At 63.1% G+C, this 16,887-nt stretch carries 10 protein-coding genes and 1 tRNA gene; 7 read left to right on the plus strand and 4 right to left on the minus strand.

What is annotated here, in order from left to right:
- The first annotated feature begins 8 nt into the window (after positions 1-8).
- From queE to FVW59_RS01780, 5 genes are all read left to right on the plus strand, one after another.
- Positions 9-701 (plus strand): 7-carboxy-7-deazaguanine synthase QueE, encoded by a 693-nt coding sequence (gene queE, locus FVW59_RS01755; RefSeq protein WP_148062505.1) that lies wholly within the window; start codon positions 9-11, stop codon positions 699-701.
- A gap of 2 nt (positions 702-703) precedes the next feature.
- Entirely contained in the window at positions 704-1,387 is a 684-nt protein-coding gene (gene queC / locus FVW59_RS01760) for a 7-cyano-7-deazaguanine synthase QueC (protein WP_148062506.1), read from the plus strand.
- A gap of 108 nt (positions 1,388-1,495) precedes the next feature.
- A tRNA-Lys gene (locus tag FVW59_RS01765) sits at positions 1,496-1,571 on the plus strand.
- Positions 1,572-1,789: 218 nt separating this feature from the next.
- Positions 1,790-2,557, plus strand: coding sequence for an IPTL-CTERM sorting domain-containing protein (locus tag FVW59_RS19665; protein WP_148062507.1), 768 nt, complete (start codon positions 1,790-1,792; stop codon positions 2,555-2,557).
- A 965-nt stretch (positions 2,558-3,522) separates the two neighbouring features.
- Positions 3,523-4,605, plus strand: a complete 1,083-nt coding sequence (locus tag FVW59_RS01780; RefSeq protein ID WP_222711395.1) for a glycosyltransferase family 2 protein — start codon at positions 3,523-3,525, stop codon at positions 4,603-4,605.
- A gap of 168 nt (positions 4,606-4,773) precedes the next feature.
- Here FVW59_RS01780 and FVW59_RS01785 read toward each other — a convergent pair whose 3' ends face one another.
- The 3 genes from FVW59_RS01785 to FVW59_RS01795 all read right to left on the minus strand — a co-directional run bounded on the left by FVW59_RS01785 (position 4,774) and on the right by FVW59_RS01795 (position 10,753).
- The gene (locus tag FVW59_RS01785; RefSeq protein WP_148062509.1) at positions 4,774-6,318 is read right to left on the minus strand and encodes an alpha-N-arabinofuranosidase; all 1,545 of its coding nucleotides are present in this window, start codon (positions 6,316-6,318) and stop codon (positions 4,774-4,776) included.
- 96 nt (positions 6,319-6,414) lie between these two features.
- Complete coding sequence (locus tag FVW59_RS01790) at positions 6,415-9,606, minus strand: efflux RND transporter permease subunit (protein ID WP_148062510.1); 3,192 nt, start codon at positions 9,604-9,606, stop codon at positions 6,415-6,417.
- 10 nt (positions 9,607-9,616) lie between these two features.
- A complete protein-coding gene (locus FVW59_RS01795; RefSeq protein ID WP_148062511.1) occupies positions 9,617-10,753 on the minus strand; it encodes an efflux RND transporter periplasmic adaptor subunit in 1,137 nt (378 codons plus the stop codon).
- A gap of 511 nt (positions 10,754-11,264) precedes the next feature.
- On the opposite strand from FVW59_RS01795, the gene FVW59_RS01800 reads away from it, so the two are divergent.
- Positions 11,265-12,182: an AraC family transcriptional regulator gene (locus FVW59_RS01800; RefSeq protein WP_246139595.1), complete on the plus strand. Its 918-nt coding sequence runs from the start codon at positions 11,265-11,267 to the stop codon at positions 12,180-12,182.
- Positions 12,183-12,243: 61 nt separating this feature from the next.
- On the opposite strand, the gene FVW59_RS01805 is transcribed toward FVW59_RS01800, so the two are convergent.
- Positions 12,244-14,154 (minus strand): choice-of-anchor I family protein, encoded by a 1,911-nt coding sequence (locus tag FVW59_RS01805; RefSeq protein WP_148062513.1) that lies wholly within the window; start codon positions 14,152-14,154, stop codon positions 12,244-12,246.
- A 156-nt stretch (positions 14,155-14,310) separates the two neighbouring features.
- On the opposite strand from FVW59_RS01805, the gene FVW59_RS01810 reads away from it, so the two are divergent.
- Positions 14,311-16,833, plus strand: coding sequence for a cation:proton antiporter domain-containing protein (locus tag FVW59_RS01810; protein WP_148062514.1), 2,523 nt, complete (start codon positions 14,311-14,313; stop codon positions 16,831-16,833).
- The last annotated feature ends 54 nt before the right edge of the window (positions 16,834-16,887 follow it).

Genomic DNA, 16,887 nt, shown 5'->3' on the forward strand with positions numbered 1-16,887 from the left:
GCCCCACTATGAACAAGCCGTTGCCACACAGCGACGGCGCCCCCTCCGCCGTGGCGGAAGGGGCGCTGCGTATTACCGAGATTTTCTATTCCCTGCAGGGGGAAGCCCGCACGGTGGGCCTGCCCACGGTGTTTGTGCGCCTCACCGGCTGCCCGCTGCGCTGCGTTTACTGCGATACGGCCTATGCCTTCAGCGGCGGCGAGATGATGCCGCTATCGGCCATCCTCGGGCAGGTCGCCGGTTACGCGCCCCGCTATGTCACGGTGACCGGTGGCGAGCCCCTGGCCCAGCCCGACTGCCTGCCGCTGCTGCGACAGCTCTGCGACGCCGGCTACGAGGTCTCCCTGGAAACCAGCGGCGCCCTGCCCGTGGCGGAAGTCGATCCGCGGGTGGTCAAGGTTCTGGATTTGAAAACGCCTGCCTCCGAAGAAGCCCATCGTAACGACTACGGTAACATTGCCCACCTGACGCAGCGCGACCAGGTCAAGTTCGTCATCTGCGATCGTGCCGATTACGAATGGGCGCGCTTCAAGCTGGATGAATACCAGCTGGCCGCCAAAGTCTCCGATGTGCTGTTCTCACCCAGCCACGGCAGCCTGCCGGGGCGGGACCTGGCGGAGTGGATTCTGGCGGACAACCTGCCGGTGCGGATGCAACTCCAACTGCACAAATACCTCTGGAACGACGAGCCAGGGCATTGACGATGGAAAGTGAAAAACGCGCAGTGATCCTCGTCTCCGGCGGGCTCGATTCCACCACCGTGCTGGCCATGGCGCGCAGTGAAGGCTATCAGTGCTACACCCTGAGCTTTGATTACGGCCAGCGCCACCGGGCGGAGTTACTGGCCGCAGAGCGGGTTTCCGAGGCCCTGGGCGATGTCGAACACAAAGTGGTCAAGCTGAACCTGGACAGCATCGGTGGTTCAGCCCTCACCGACACCCGTATTGCTGTGCCGGAAGAGGAAACCAGCGGCATCCCTGTCACCTACGTGCCGGCCCGCAACACCGTCTTCCTGTCCATCGCCCTTGGCTGGGCGGAAGTACTGGGCGCCAGCGATATTTTCATCGGCGTCAACGCGGTGGATTACTCCGGCTATCCCGACTGTCGCCCGGAGTATGTCGCCGCCTTCGAAACGATGGCCAACCTGGCGACCCGGGCCGGGGTGGAGGGGAGCAAGCTCACCATTCACGCGCCGCTGATGAATATGGGCAAGGATGAGATCATTGCGACGGGCCTCGCACTGGGCGTTGACTATGCCCTGACGGTGTCCTGCTACCAGGCCACCGAAGCCGGGCTGGCCTGTGGCAAATGCGACAGCTGCCGTCTGCGCAAAGAAGGATTTTCCGGCGCCGGGGTGGCTGATCCCACGCGTTACCTTGATTCGTAAAAAGTTGGTATTCGGGCCGAAAAGTGGCTTGAGTTTTGACACTGAATCAGTAATATACGCACCTCGTTTGCGGCGACAAGGCACCGTTGCCCAAACCGACCCGTTTAGGGGCCGTTAGCTCAGTTGGTAGAGCAGTTGGCTTTTAACCAATTGGTCGATGGTTCGAGCCCATCACGGCCCACCAACAAAGCCTGAGTCATCAGGTACAGAAAAGCCCTCCGCAGCGAGGGCTTTTTTGTGTCCGATTCTATCTGGATCCCGCCCTCAGGAAGGTTCAATCCCGGCGAAATCATGATCCAGGCACACTGTGACCCTGCCCACAGTTTTCTCCTGATTGCTGGATGTCACTACAATTACTCGGTAGTGTCGCCCCCGGTAGAATAATGAAGATTGTGAGGGCGCGTGTTTCAATCTGGAAAGCGGAAGAGCACCGCCAGCGACAGCTGGTGTTATCGGTGCAAGGGAGGCGTGGTCCGTTGGCTTGTCTTAAGTCTGAGTCTGGGGCTGGCTCCCCTGGCCAGCGCCCAGGGTCTTCTGGTTCCTGAGGGCACAACCTTCAACGTGCCCTCGGGTGGCTCCTTCGACCTGGCATGTGGTGATCTCAATATTGGTGGTGATGTAGCTGTCAGTGGCGGTGCCTTCGCGGGTGTTGGCACTGTCGCCATTGCTGCCAGCGGTCGCTTGCAGGGTGGTAGTGGCAATATTGAGTTTGGAGGCAACTGGCTTAATCAGGGACAGTTTCAAGCCGGCACCAGCACCGTGACCGCAGTCGATGACTGTGGTGCGACGACCGCGATCTTCTCTGGCATGACAGTGTTCAACAACCTCGTACTGCGCAGTACCGCCGGGCGCGAGTTCATCTTTCCCGCTGGCAGCCTGGTTACCGTCGCCGGCTCCCTGACTCTGGCGGGCACCAGCAGCCATCCGGTCATTTTATCGTCTGCGGGAGCAGGCGTTGCCACAATCAGGCTGGCACCGGGAGCGACCGTACAATCCAGCTTTGCCCAGGTCCAATCCAATGTTGTCATTGGCGACAGGCCAGCGGCGAGCCCCGTACCGGCTCTGGGCGCCTTCGGCCTGCCCGGGTTGATCACACTGACCCTACTGCTGGCACTGTCCAGGCTGCGCTTGAACAGGACAGCCCCGCTGCTGGCGATTCGCACCAAATAATGGAGTGTTCCCTATGAAGTCACGTTTGCCTTCCAGCAAAACGCCGTTGTTTCTGGCAATTGGCGCGCTGCTGAGCGCACCGTTGTCCTGGTCTGATGATATCTCGGCCACAGTGCCCCCCGGTGGCGGGTTTGTCGTCAAGAATTCCGACGGCTCTCAGGAGCGGTTGCGTGTGCAGGAAGACGGTCAGGTGCTCCTGCCAGAGGTGGGTAATGGGCCCACAGGTGCCAACGTACTCTGCTATGACGGCGCGGGAACTCTGGGGCCCTGCACCGCCAGCGCAACAAGTGGGCCAACAGGTGCAACCGGGCCGGCGGGAACGACTGGCCCGACAGGTGCGGCCGGACCTGCTGGCCCTACCGGTGCCACCGGCGTCAGCGGCCCTACGGGTGCGACCGGACCTGCTGGTCCTACCGGTGCCACCGGCATCAGCGGCCCTACGGGTGCGACCGGACCCGCTGGCCCTACCGGCGCCACTGGCGTCAGCGGCCCAACAGGTGCGACAGGTCCTACTGGCGTGACCGGAGCGACAGGTCCTGCTGGAGCCACCGGCACCAGCGGACCCACAGGGGCGACCGGAGCAGCTGGACCCCAGGGGATTCCGGGACCGCAAGGAATTCAAGGCCCACAGGGGGCAACGGGTGCCACAGGGGCAACGGGCGCAACAGGCGCTACCGGCGCAACGGGGCCGAGCGGCGGCTTTAGCTCGGTCACAACGGCTACGCAGGTTCAGAGCTTCCCGGGTGGCTCTGAGTCCACAATCACAGCGAGCTGTCCGGCCGGCGGCAGGGTATTGGGCGGGGGGTGTAGTGGTACGAATGTTTCGGATTTTGTCACCTATGCCAGCTATCCGGCGACTAACACCAGCTGGGCTTGTCGAGCCTATGTCTACAGCCCAATGGACGTGACTGCCTACGCTATTTGTGCCGAGTGACGGATTGTTTGGGAGTTCGCCTGAGAACAGGATGAGCATCAAGCCTCGACCAACGATTTGTCTGAATATGATTGTCCGCGACGAATCGGCTGTGATTGAACGCTGTCTGGCTTCTGTGCGAGCCCATATCGATTACTGGGTTATTGTTGATACAGGTTCGCTTGATGACACCCCGGCTCTCGTCGAGCACGCTCTTGATGGCATACCGGGCGAATTGCATCACACGCCCTGGCGCGACTTCAGCTACAACCGCAACGACGCGATGCAGCGGGCCAGCGGCAAGGCCGACTACCTGCTGTTTATCGATGCCGACGAGCAACTGGAGGTTGACGACGGCGCTATGCTTGCACCACGGATCCAGGAAGCCTACTCGCTCGAAACCTGCTTTGGTGCGCTGCGCTACGATCGACTTGCGCTGGTGTCCACTGCTCTGCCCTGGCAGTGGGCCGGCGTGCTGCATGAATATCTTGATGCCGGTCGCACGGTGTCGCAGCCGCGATTACCTGGTGTCAGGATTTTGGTCACTGCCGATGGGGCGCGTTCGCGCGACCCGAATAAATTCGAGAAAGACGTCAAGGTACTGCAACAGGCATTAGAGCGGGAACCTGACAACGCGCGTTATGTCTTCTACCTGGCCCAGAGCTACCGGGATGCAGGCCATAGAGAAGAGGCACGTCATTACTACCTGCAGCGAGCGGGCATGGGCGGCTGGGAGGAGGAAGTCTGGTATGCCCTCTTTCAGGTGGCGTTGCTGCACCAGCAATTGGAAGAAATTCAGGCCACTGTGGTGGACGCCTTTTTGGCCGCCTATGCCTGCCGGCCTCTGCGCGCTGAATCGCTGGTATCCCTGGCGCACTATCTGCGCACCCGCGAAGCCTGGGAATTGGCTTACCTGTTTGCCCGCGCGGCTTGTGATATTGCCCCGCCGTCCGACCGGCTTTTCGTCGATTGGTCCGTGTACCAGTGGCGAGCCCGTGATGAGCTGGCACTTGCAGCTTTTTATACCGGTCGTAAGGTCGAAGCAGAACAGCTCTGGCGCCAGCTATTGAGCGATGTAGAGGCACTGCCGGCCTCGGAGCGTGGCAGGGTTGAGCAAAATCTGTCGTATATCTAACCGGTTACCGGACTGCAGCACACAGTGGTCTGGGCCCGGCTCCAGTGACTGGCAATCCTCGCGATGTCGCCATTGCTCAGGAGCCATCCGGCGGCGGAAGGGTACACGGTCAGCGGCGTTGACGCAGGCCCCCGCATCTGTTCGAACGTGGGGGTTCCTCATCGTGAGTTACTGCTTCAGCTCCACCACCAGGATGCTCCTGGACGGGATTTCAATCACTCCCGCGCTGTTGGCGTTCAGCGTGACGGGGGAGGGCTTTACGGCACCGGGCTCGCCAAACCCGTTCTCTGCATCCAGAGCTGGCGCTGTCAGGTGTTTGCCGGTGACCGAAGTCACCTGCCGGTCGCCCAGGGTAAGCTCGATCTGGTGCGATTGTCGTGGGTCGGCATTGGTGACCGCTAGATAGATCTTCCCGTCCTTGGCTCTGGCAACGCTGAACGAGAGCGCCGCGGTACTCCGGTCGGCGAAGCGGTATTCAGGGATTTCACTGGTGCTAAAAGGCAGCGCAACGGCGTCCTGGAATACCCGGTACATGTGGAATACGTGGTAGGTGGGGGTGAACACCATGCGCTCTCCGTCTGTCAGTATCATCGCCTGGAGCACATTGACCATCTGCGCGATATTGGCCATGTGCACGCGCCGCGCATACTTGTGGAAGTAGTTCAGGTTGATGGCGGCGACCATGGCGTCCCGCAGCGTATTGCGCTGGTGCAGGGCGCCTTTGTCCGGGTCTTCCTCGTCATACCACGTCCCCCACTCGTCGACGTAAAAGCCTACCTTGCCATCGGGGTCGTTGCGGTCCAGCGCAGCGATGTGCTCGGCGAGGAAGCTGTCCATCTTCGCAGTTTCCACCAGGGTGGATATCCACTCGGCCTCGCCAAACCCGGTGGCGCTGCCCTTGGTGTCCCAGTCGCCAGTGGGCAGGGTGTAGTAGTGGTAACTGATGCCGTCCATGTTCTGTTTGATATTGCCGCTGAGAACCTCGGTCCAGTTCAGCAGGTTGCTGTGGCCTCCGCTCGCCACGAACTTTGGCCGCTTGTCCTCGGGTGCATTCAGGAAGGTCGCATACTGGTTGTACAAGTGGGCGTAGAACTCCGGTTGCATGTTGCCGCCGCAGCCCCAGCTTTCATTGCCCACACCGAAGAACGCGACCTGCCACGGCTCTTCCCGTCCGTTCCCGCGTCGCTCCCGGGCCACGGCGGAATCGGTGGCCGCGGTCATGTACTCGAGCCACTCCGCCATCTCGCGGATGGTACCGCTACCAAGATTGGCACTAATATAGGCCTCGGCGCCGATCAGCTCGATGAACCGGAAAAACTCATGGGTACCAAAGCGGTTGTCTTCCTTGACCCCGCCCCAGGAGTGGTTCACCCGCAGCGGACGCGAATCTCGCGGGCCGATGCCGTCGCGCCAGTGATACTGATCGGCGAAGCAGCCGCCAGGCCAGCGCACCAGCGGCACCTGGAGTTCCCTGAGCGCCTGAATGACATCGTTGCGAAAGCCATCGGTATTGGGGATGCTGGACTCACTCCCGACATAGATACCGCCGTAGATGCCGCGGCCGAGATGCTCGGCAAACTGGCCGTAGATATTGCGGCTGATCAGTGGGCCGTCCGTGCCGCTGTCAATGGCCAGCCGCACGGTGTCCGCCCGCGATGAGACGGGCAGGCAGGTAACACACAGCAAGAGGGTGAGGATTATTATCTGTTTCATTGGCCGCCCCGGACGTTTATCCACTGGAACCTGTTATCCAGGATGCATGGTAGCAAGTTTCGAGGCGCTGTCACCGGCCGGGTGCTGTCGGGGCTTTCAGTCAGCCATAGCCGCTCCGGGTGGATGCCGGGCTTTCACGGTTGCTGATGCGGTGGCCCTCGCCTCGCTGTGCCCCGCAAGTCGGCGCAGGGTGACGTAGAAGGCCGGGGTCAGCAGCAGGCCGAACAGGGTGACCCCCAGCATCCCGGTAAACACGGTGACCCCCATGACGTTGCGCACCTCGCTGCCGGCGCCAGTGGCTGTCAGCAGGGGGGTCACGCCGGCGATGAAGGCGACGGACGTCATGATGATGGGGCGCAGGCGCAGGCGCGACGCCTCCAGGGCAGCGCTGACCGTATCGTAGCCGGACTGCTCCAGTTCGCGGGCGAACTCCACGATCAGGATGGCGTTCTTGCAGGCCAGGCCCATCAATACCACCAGCCCGACCTGTACAAACACGTTGTTGTCACCGCCGCTCAGCCACACGCCAAACAGCGCTGCCAGCATCGACAGGGGCACGATCAGGATCACCGCCAGCGGCAGTACCCAGCTTTCGTACAGGGCCGCCAGCACCAGGAAGACCAGCAGCAGGGCCAGTGGGAACACGATCATCGCCGCGCTGCCCTGTGTGATCTGCTGAAAGCTGAGATCGGTCCACTCAATGTCCATACCCGCGGGGAGGGTCGCTGCCGCCACCGCGGCCACGGTGTCCAGGGCCTGGCTGGAGGACAGCAGGGCCGGGTCGGACTGGCCGATGAGATCCGCGGCTGGGTAGCCGTTGTAGCGGATCACGGGATCCGGGCCGTAACTGCGTTCGAGGCGCACCATGGTGCTGATCGGCACCATCTCCCCGCGTTCATTACGGGTAAACAGGTGGTCGATATCGCTGGGTTCATCGCGAAAACGCGCATCCGCCTGGGCCATCACCCGGTAGGTGCGGCCGAACAGGTTGAAGTCATTCACATAGAGTGAGCCGAAGTAGAGTTGCAGGGTGCCGAACAGATCGTCCAGGCGCACGCCCTGGGATTTCGCCTGCAGGCGATCCACCACCGCATCCAGTTGCGGCACATTGGCCTGGTAGGAGCTGATTGGCCGGTTGAGGCCCGGGGTCTGGCCCAGGGCATCGGCCAGTTCGTTTGCCGCGGTTTGCAGGGCACCAAACCCCAGCCCGTTGCGATCCTGCACATATACCGAGTAGCCGGACCCGGCGCCCAGGCCAAAAATAGGCGGCGGCATCAGGGTGATGGCGAAGCCCTCCTCGATACTCATGAGCTTCTCGTTGAGTTCGTTGGAAATGGCCTCGGCGCTCCTGTCGCGCTCGCTGAAATCGTCGAACAGGATGAACACCGTGCCCACATTGGGGGTATTGGTGCGCTGCAGGGCGTTGAAGCCGACAAAGGCCGCGGCATCGGCCACGCCTTCGGTTTGCAGGGCCAGTTCGGTTACCTCGCGCGCCACCGCCTCGGTGCGATCCAGTGAGGCCCCTTCCGGCAGGCGAATACTGCCCACCAGGTAGGTCTTGTCCTGCACCGGAATAAAGCCACCGGGCACCTGGTTGAACAGTACGGCGGTCAATCCCAGGAGCAGCACATAGGTGCCGAACACGGCGCCGCGCCGGCCCAGGCTCCAACCCACAAAATGTCCGTAGTGCGCGGCGTAGCGCTCGAAAAGGCGGTTGAAAGGGCGGAAGATCCAGCCGAACAGGCGTTCGATGATCCGCGCCGGCAGATCCGGCTGTGCGCCGTGTGGCTTCAGCAGGGTGGCGGCCAGGGCGGGCGACAGGGTCAGCGAGTTGATGGCCGAGATCACCGTGGCGATGGCGATGGACATGGCGAACTGCCGGTAGAACTGCCCGGTCACCCCGTCCAGGAACAGCATGGGAATAAACACCGCGCACAGTACCAGGCTGATGGCAACGATTGGCCCGCTGACCTCGCGCATGGCCTCGTGGGCAGCGGCCAGCGGAGGCAGGCCCTCTTCGATATTGCGCTCCACGTTCTCCACCACCACGATGGCGTCGTCCACCACAATGCCGATGGCCAGCACCATGCCGAACAGGGTCAGCGTATTGATGGAGTACCCCAGCAACTGCAGGACGGCAAAGGTGCCGACGATAGACACCGGCACCGCCAGCAGCGGGATCAGCGAGGCGCGCCAGGTCTGCAGGAAGAGGATGACCACCAGCACCACCAGCAGGACCGCTTCCAACAGGGTCTGGATGACGGCGTCAATCGAGGTACTCACGAACACGGTCGGGTCGTAGGCCACTTCCCAGTCGAGGCCCTCGGGGAAAGTGTCGGCCAGGGTAGCCATGCGCTCGCGCACCGCGCGGGACACCTCCAGGGCGTTGGACCCGGGCGCCTGGAAAATCGGCAAGGCCACTGCCTGCCGTCCATTGAGCAGTGCGCGCAGGGCGTCCTGGGAGGATTCCAGCTCCACGCGGGCTACGTCCCGCAGGCGGGTAATCTCGCCGTTGTCGCCGGTCTTCAGCACGATATTGCCAAACTCCTCGGCGCTCTCCAGGCGGCCGCGGGCATTGATGGAAATCAGGAAGTCAGAGCCCGATGGCATGGGTGGCGCGCCGATCTGGCCCGCCGATACCTGCACATTCTGCTCCCGCACCGCGGTGGCGATGTCGCCGGCGGTAATGCCGAGGGACGCGGCCTTTTGCGGGTCGACCCACAAGCGCATGGCGTAGTCACCGGAGCCGAACAGGCCGGCCTCGCCCACCCCGGGCAGGCGCGCCAGCTGGTCGCGAATGTGCAGCACCGCGTAGTTGCGGATGTAGGTGGCGTCCAGGCTGTTATCCGGCGACAGCAGGTGCACCGCCATCATCAGGTTGGGCGACTGCTTCTGCGTGGTCACACCCTGGCGACGCACGTCTTCGGGCAGGCGTGGCAGCGCCTGGGACACGCGATTCTGTACCTGTACCTGGGCGAGGTCGGGGTCGGTGCCCAGTTCGAAGGTGGCGGAGAGGGTCAGGGTGCCGTCACTGCCGGCCACTGACTTCATATAGATCATGTTCTCGACGCCGGTGATGGCCTCCTCCAGCGGGGTGGCCACCGTTTCGGAGATGGTTTTCGGGTTGGCGCCCGGATAGCGCGCGGTCACCTGGACACTGGGCGGAACCACCTCGGGGTACTCGCTGACCGGTAGCACCGGGATGCTGATCAGGCCGACCACAAAGATGATGATGGACAGCACCGAGGCGAAGATCGGCCGGTCAACGAAGAAGCGGGAGATATTCATGGCGGCGTTCTCAGAAGCTGAAGTGGTTGGCCGCGGCGACCTGGTTGCCGATGTCCTGTTCGACACTGCCTGCGCTCTGCGGCCGCACCGCAATACCGGGCTCACTCACCCGCTGCAGTCCATTGACGATGACGCGGTCGCCGGCCGCCAGGCCGCTGAGAATGACGACCCTGTCGTCCACCTCGCGCCCGGGCTCGACCTCGCGACGCAGGGCGCGATTCTGCCCGTCCACGACATAGACGAAGCGGCGATCCTGGTCGGTCAGTACAGCCTTGCGGTCCACCAGCAGGGCGGCGTGCGCGTGCTCCACCGGCATTTCCACCCGGGCAAACTGGCCGGCGCGGAAACGGCCGTCGGGGTTGTCCACTACAGCGCGGAACTGGATGGTGCCCGACTGGCTGTTCAGGCGGTTATCGATGAAGTCCAGGCGCCCGCGGTGCGGCAGGCCATCCTCGCCGGCCAGGCCGATGCGCACTTCTGGGCGCGTGTGGCTATCCACCAGCTCGCGACTGTTCAGCAGCGTTTGCTGGTCGCTTTCGAAGTACACGTACATCGGGTCTACCGATACCAGCGTGGTGAGTTGCGTCTCGTTGGCCCCGGCGAGATTGCCACGGGTGACCAGCGCGCGTCCGACGCGCCCGCTGATGGGGGCCTCTACGGTGGTGTACTGCAGATCGAGGCGGGCGCTTTCCAGGGCGGCCTCCGCGGCATTCACCGCCGCTTCCGCCGCGGCGCGCGCGGCATCGCGCTGCTCATGTTGTTCGCGGGAAATGGCCTTGCCGTCCAGCAGCTGGCGGGCGCGGCGCGCCTCGCTGTCGGCCAGTTTCAGCTGGCTTTGGGCCCGTGCCAGTTCCGCCTGTGCGGCCTGTTCCCGCGCCCGGTAGGGACGGGGGTCTATTTCAAACAGTACGTCACCCTGCTGCACCAGTTCACCCTCGGTAAAGGCGACGCGTTCTATATACCCGCTGACCCGGGGCCGTAGCGCCACGGTTTCCGGGGCGGCGACGCGGCCGGTAAAGCTGTCCCACAGTACTGTGGGTTCGGCGCGCAGTTTCGAGACTTGCACGGCAGGCGGGGAGGGCGGTGCATCTCCATCATTGCCGCGGGCAGTGCAGCCCCCCAGCACCGCGGTGGCCAGTGTGGCCATGGCCAGTGCGCGCCACCGGCGTCGCGCCTGAAATCGTCTGAATGTGTTTCCCAACTTCACCCTACTACTCCCTGTCCAGCCCTGTCGGGTGGAACCTTATCTGTGGACGGGTCGGAATGGCCCGTCGCGATAGTGGAGGAAATACTAGGTGCCAGGGGCTCGCGGGCGGTAGCGGGTTCCTGTGTCTTGATTGCACAATACTCCATTGCTTGAGGGTGGCGCCGCTACTTGCTCTCTCAGCTCATGGATTATTTCGGCTTTGTTTCCCAATTATTTCAGTGTTTATGCCAGTGGATTCCTGTGATAGACCTGTTTGGATGATTGCCTGATTGTCCGATTCTGCAAGGTGCTTGCCTATTCCTGCAAAAGTCCGGCGTCGGCCCGGTGTAGCCGGAAGTCCCGGCATATACTGTGGCCGATGCGCCGGAAACGACCGGCGAGTACTGTTACGGAGATTGTTGATATGCCAGCAAACGCCACGGCAAAGCCATTGAGCAGCACAGAGACGCAATTGGAGATACTGCGAATGCAGCTGGCGCAGAAGCTGATGCGCTGGCTGCCCATTGAGGGCATGGTGGAGTCAGAGATTGACGGTGTCACCCTGGTGCGCGGTGACGGCTGTTCCGGCTGTATCGGCACGCTGTACGAGCCTTCGCTGGCGTTTATGATTCAGGGCGCCAAGAGTGTACAGCTCGGTGACAGGGAGATTCGCTACGGGCCGCTCTCGTATCTCGTCACGTCGGTGCATCTGCCGGTCATCGGCCAGGTAATCGAGGCCGCCCCGGATCAACCCTACCTCGGCATCAAGCTCAAGCTCGACCCTCAGGAGGTGACCGACCTGCTGCTCGCGATGGGCGACCTCGCGCCCGACCCGGGCAGGGCCGGTGATTGTCCCGATGCCGCCTGCGGAATGTGCCAGGCGCAGATGGACGAGCCCTTGCTGCAGGCCCTGTCGCGCCTGGCGAGCCTGCTGGATTCCCCGGCGGACATTCCGGTACTTGCCCCGCTGGCCCGGCGCGAGCTGCTTTACCGCGCATTACTGGGTGAGTTGGGTCCGCGTATGCGCCGTTTCATCATGAGCGACAGTCAGGCGGCGCGGGTTTCCCGGGTCATCGCCACCCTCAAGGATCGCTACAGCGAGCCGCTGCGGATCAGCGATCTCGCCTCCCAGGCCAACATGAGCGAGTCGTCGCTGTTTCACAGCTTCAAGCAGATCACCCGGATGACGCCGCTGCAGTACCAGAAAAAGCTGCGCTTGCACGAGGCCCGGCGATTGATGGTCAGTGAAGGTCTGGAGGCGGCGTCCGCCAGCTATCGGGTCGGTTACGAAAGCCCTTCCCATTTCAGCCGCGAGTACAGTCGCCTGTTCGGCGCGCCGCCGAAGGCCGATGTCAGCCGACTGCGCGGCGAAGAGCGCTTGCCGGCCTGAGCCGGTAGCGAGGTGAGTGCCCGGCGCGCTAAAGCAGCATCGCCGGGCGCTCGAATGGCCGCTATTCGGCCAGCATCTGTTCAATGCGGTAAACGGCGGTGCTGCCACTTACCTCAAAGCCGACAACCAGCAAGGCCTCGCCATTGGGCGAATCGCTGGCGGGGATAAATACCAGGCCCTCCGGCCCCAGGTCTCCCACACTGTCGAGGATGCCCTCGACATCTTCTGTCACCCAATCCTCGCGGCTGTTGAAGTAATCCACTCGCTCCGGCGCCATCGGGTCGGTGATGTCGTAGACCATGACACCGCCCATGCGCTCGAGGCCAAGGAAGAGGAAGGTTTTATCGCCCAGCTGGCCTGTGGTTAAGCCTTCCGGCTCGGGACCCTTGGCGTCGCTGCGGCTATCGAGTGCGCTTCCTTCGTCGTGTCCGCTATTGAAGTAGTCGCGGCAGGGAATGTCGCGCGCGCTGCCCACCCGGCACTCGTCGCCGGCGAGGTACTGCTCAATGGCATCACCGGAATCCCACACCAGTTCACCGGCGGTGTTCCAGATGCTGAAGGAGCGGGCGCCATAGCTGAACAGCTTGTCGTACATCAGGCGATCGCCAGCGGCGGACTCATTGCCTTCGGTGTCAAACAGCACCGGCATGCCCTCGCTGTCGGTGCGGTAGCCCATCGTCCAGGTGATGTTCAGGCGCCCCAGTTCCTCGTCTTCACGGCAATCGCCCGGGTCACCCGCGCTTGCACCGCAATAGCCAAACACATCGGGGTTGAGCAGGGCGCCCGCCGCCAGCTCGCGCAGCTGGGGCGGCAGGTCGTCATTGGCGCGGCGATCAAAGCCGTCGGCGTGGACCAGGTGTTTGACGCGGAACTCCTCGACAAAGCCCTGGCTGGCATCGCCGGCCCAGTAGGCATCGTTGTCCTCGCCCCAGGCGCGGGCGTCGCCCTCATTGGCAGTGATCAGCCAGGTCTGGCCACCGGCTTCATAGCTGGTGATGGCGTCCGGGTGGTACTGGCCATGCACGCCCGGGTGGACACGAATGTTGATTTCGACCGGGTCGTCAGAGGCGTCGAAGGCGTTGCTGGAGCCGAAGGCGTTGCCCTCGAGGCCGTGGTCCTTGTATCCGAGCGCGGTGATGCGCTGCACGGTGGCCGAGGCGATATCGATGTGCGCCAGCGCGTTGTTCTCCTGCAGCGCGGCCCAGGCGGTGCCGCTGTCGGCGGACACGGCGATATATTCCGGCTCCAGGTCCTGTGCCACCGATGCGCCGGGACCGTAGATGCGTACGCCGTCCTCGCGCAGGGTGGCTTCGGTGCCGTTAAATGCGGTGAAGTCGGCGATGCGTACCACCGGGTTTTCGATGTCGCTGATGTCAATCACGCCGATGGAACCCTCGGGGTCGACGCTGTAGTCATCACTGGGCTCGCCTTCATTGGCGGTCAGTACAGTATTGCCGTCGGGCGTGAAGACCAGCATGTCCGGCTGCGCGCCCACATCCACACTGGAAATCAGCGACAGGTTATCTGCCCGGTAGAAAGCCACGGCCCCGGGGTCGGTCTTGGGGCTGGCCTCGATGGCAACTGCAACAATGCCATCCTGCACCGCCACCGAGTTCACCACGCTGCCGGCGCGGATGTCCTCGGTGGTAATCGCGTCAATGAAGTCCGGGCTGGCTGGGTCGGAGAGGTCCAGCACATCCAGCGCGCCCTTCTGCGCATTGACCACGAACAGGCGCTGGCTGGCGGCGTCGTAGGCGGGAATTTCCGCCGCGGCTTCGTCGAACTGGCCAGTCTGGTAGCGGCCGAGCAGGCTCAGGGACACAGACTCCGGCGTGTTGTCTACCGGCGGCTCAACCACCGGCGGTTCCGGTGTCTCGGGGTCGCGGCGATCGCTGCTATCGCTGCTATCGCTGCAGCCGAACAGCGTCAGGGTGGAACAAGCGAGGAAGATGAAGGGCAATGTCCGTTTCAAAGTGCTACTCCTTGTGTCAGTTTGACCTGCAGAGTAGCGAGGCAGTGTTACAGATTTATGGCGAATTTGTGGCCTGCGTAGCGAGAATTCGGGGGCATCTGCGCCAAACCGGGCTATAACTACCTTATAAGCACAAAAAGGTTCAAGGAGGGACGGGTGGAGCACAGCAGCGCGGTAATCGATCTGGTGATGGCGGTCACCTTCCTGCTGTTGGTGGCGGCCGGTGTGCTCGCCCTCAGCAAGCGCATCAAATTGCCCTTCACGGTGCTGCTGGTAGTGATCGGCATCGCATTGTCGGAGTTGGCCCACCTCTCGCCTGGCTTCCTGGCGCCGCTGGTGGAATTCCAGATTTCCCCCGATGTCATCCTGTTTGTGTTTCTGCCCACCCTGATCTTCGAGTCCTCGCTGCACCTCGAGGCGCGCGAGCTGCGCCGCAACCTGTTACCGGTACTGACTCTGGCTGTGCCGGGGCTGTTGATATCAACCCTGATCATCGGCTCCCTGGTAGCGCTGCTGACGCCGATCGATTTCTCCGCGGCCCTGGTGCTCGGTGCCATTCTCAGCGCCACCGACCCGGTGGCGGTGATTTCCCTGTTCAAGCAACTCGGTGCGCCGCGGCGGCTCACCATCCTGGTGGAGGGGGAGAGCCTGTTCAACGACGCCACCGCCATCGTCGCCTCGCAGATTCTGCTGGCCATTGCGGTGGCCGGCTATGTCTCCACGGAAACCGTGGTTGCCGGCGTGGGCGATTTCTTTTTCGTTTTCTTCGGCGGCGCCCTGGTGGGCTGGCTGATGGCGCTGGTCACCGGCTTTTTTCTCGGCCACGTGGAAGGCGACCCGCTGATCGAGATTTCCCTGACCACCATCCTCGCCTACTTTTCCTTTCTTATCGCCGAGCACACCCTGCACGTCAGCGGGGTGATGGCGACGGTGGCTGCGGCATTGACGATCGGCGGCTGGGGGCGCTCCAAAATCTCCCACTCGGTCAGCGAGTACCTGGAGAACTTCTGGGAATACCTGGCTTTTGTCGCAAACGCCCTGATCTTCCTGCTGGTGGGGCTGCAGATTGATCTCGCCGCGGTAGCGAGTGTTTGGTCGATGCTGGCGTGGGTCATCGTCGCCATGCTGGTGGCCCGCGCGGTGGTGGTGTTCTCACTGGTGCCACTGGTGGGCAAGCTGCCGGGAGCCGAGGTCATCGACCGCAAATTTCAGGCGGTGATGTACTGGGGCGGGCTGCGGGGCGCCATCGCGCTGGCGATTGCACTCAGCCTGGGGGATTTCCGCTACGCCGATACCTTTGTGGTGCTGGTCACCGGGGCGGTGCTGTTTACCCTGGTCGTGCCCGGTTTGACCATCGAACGCTTGATCAAGAGCCTGGGCCTCAACCGGCCGCCCCTGGCTGATCGCATGGCGCTCGCCGAGGCGAGCCTCAACGCCCAGTACAAGGCATTGGTGAGCCTGCCGGAGCTGCAGCGCGAGACGGATTTTTCTCCCCGCGTGGCGGCGGCGCTGGAATCGCGCTATCAGCTGGCGGTGGAGGAGGCGGATGCACGCTACCGCAGGCAGCGTGAGGAAGAGCTTGACGCCGAGCAGGAGCGCAACCTCCTGCTGTTGCGGTGCTTTGCCGTGCAAAAGGCCCTCTATCACCAGATGTTCGCCCACGGCCACCTGTCGGAAAAAACCTACCGCAACATGGTGTACTCACTGAATGTGGAGGGCGACAGCCTGCGCTATCACAACGCACTGCCGAATATCCCGCCGCGCTCCTATTTCGAGCGCTGGAGCCGCAATACATGGATGCGCTTTGTGCAGCGCGCCGGTTTCGGCCTGCTGGACAATTACGCCGAGGCCATTCGCAGCCACTCCACCGCCCGCGATTACGAACTGGCCTGGGCCGGCTACCACGGCTGCTTGCGTGTGCTGGCGACGATTGACGAGCTGTCGCAGCTGAGCCAGGCCCGCAGCGCGGCGACAGACGAGGTGAGGGCGATGTTCCAGCGCTGGTCCGAGGGTGCGCGCAAGCGGCTGAATGCGGTGGTGGAGCAGTTTCCGGAGTTTTTCAACGCCAGCCAGCAGCGGCTGGCAGAGCGCACCATGCTGCACAGCCAGCGCAATTTCATTGTGTCCCAGCGCCGCAGCGGCGCCATTCCCAACAGCGTTGCGGCAACGCTGCTGGATGAGTTGGACCAGCAGATCCGCGCCCTGCGCGGCTACGACACCACCCATCTCAAAATTGATGCCAGCGAACTGCTGCGCAAGGTACCGATATTTGCCGATTTGCCGGAGCAGGAGGTGCCGCGGATACTGGCCTGCCTGACCCAGCGCACCATTCCCGCGCGCCAGGATTTGATTCAGGAGGGCTCGGTGGATGAATCGCTCTACCTGATTGCCAGGGGCCAGGTGCGGGTGCTGCGCCGCGACGAGGCGGGGCGCGAGATCGAGCTGGCGGTGCTCAGCGCGGGCGATTTTGTCGGCGAGTCGGGATTCCTCACCGGTGCGCCCCGCAGCGCCACCTGTCGCGCGCTGACGCCCTGCGCCATCTACCAGCTCAAGCGTCGCGACCTCGACACTTTCCTGGCCACCTGTCCCGGCCTGGAGACTGCGCTGGAGCGCGCCATGCGTCACCGCACCGGCGATGTCTGCCTGCTGGATGACCGCCCGGACCCGGTCCCGGGCTAGCGCTCCCGGCTTGCCGGCCCTGCGCTACACTGCGGGTGATCACTTGCTGAATAC

This window comes from Parahaliea aestuarii, from assembly GCF_008064635.1.
GTDB classification, from domain to species: Bacteria; Pseudomonadota; Gammaproteobacteria; order Pseudomonadales; family Halieaceae; genus Parahaliea; species Parahaliea aestuarii.

Excerpts from the sequence above, each read along its gene's own strand:
- queE (WP_148062505.1), top strand. The coding sequence starts at position 9 with ATGAACAAGCCGTTGCCACACAGCGACGGCGCCCCCTCCGCCGTGGCG.
- queC (WP_148062506.1), top strand. The coding sequence starts at position 704 with ATGGAAAGTGAAAAACGCGCAGTGATCCTCGTCTCCGGCGGGCTCGAT.
- FVW59_RS01780 (WP_222711395.1), top strand. The coding sequence starts at position 3,523 with ATGAGCATCAAGCCTCGACCAACGATTTGTCTGAATATGATTGTCCGC.
- FVW59_RS01785 (WP_148062509.1), bottom strand. The coding sequence starts at position 6,318 with ATGAAACAGATAATAATCCTCACCCTCTTGCTGTGTGTTACCTGCCTG.
- FVW59_RS01790 (WP_148062510.1), bottom strand. The coding sequence starts at position 9,606 with ATGAATATCTCCCGCTTCTTCGTTGACCGGCCGATCTTCGCCTCGGTG.
- FVW59_RS01795 (WP_148062511.1), bottom strand. The coding sequence starts at position 10,753 with ATGGCCACACTGGCCACCGCGGTGCTGGGGGGCTGCACTGCCCGCGGC.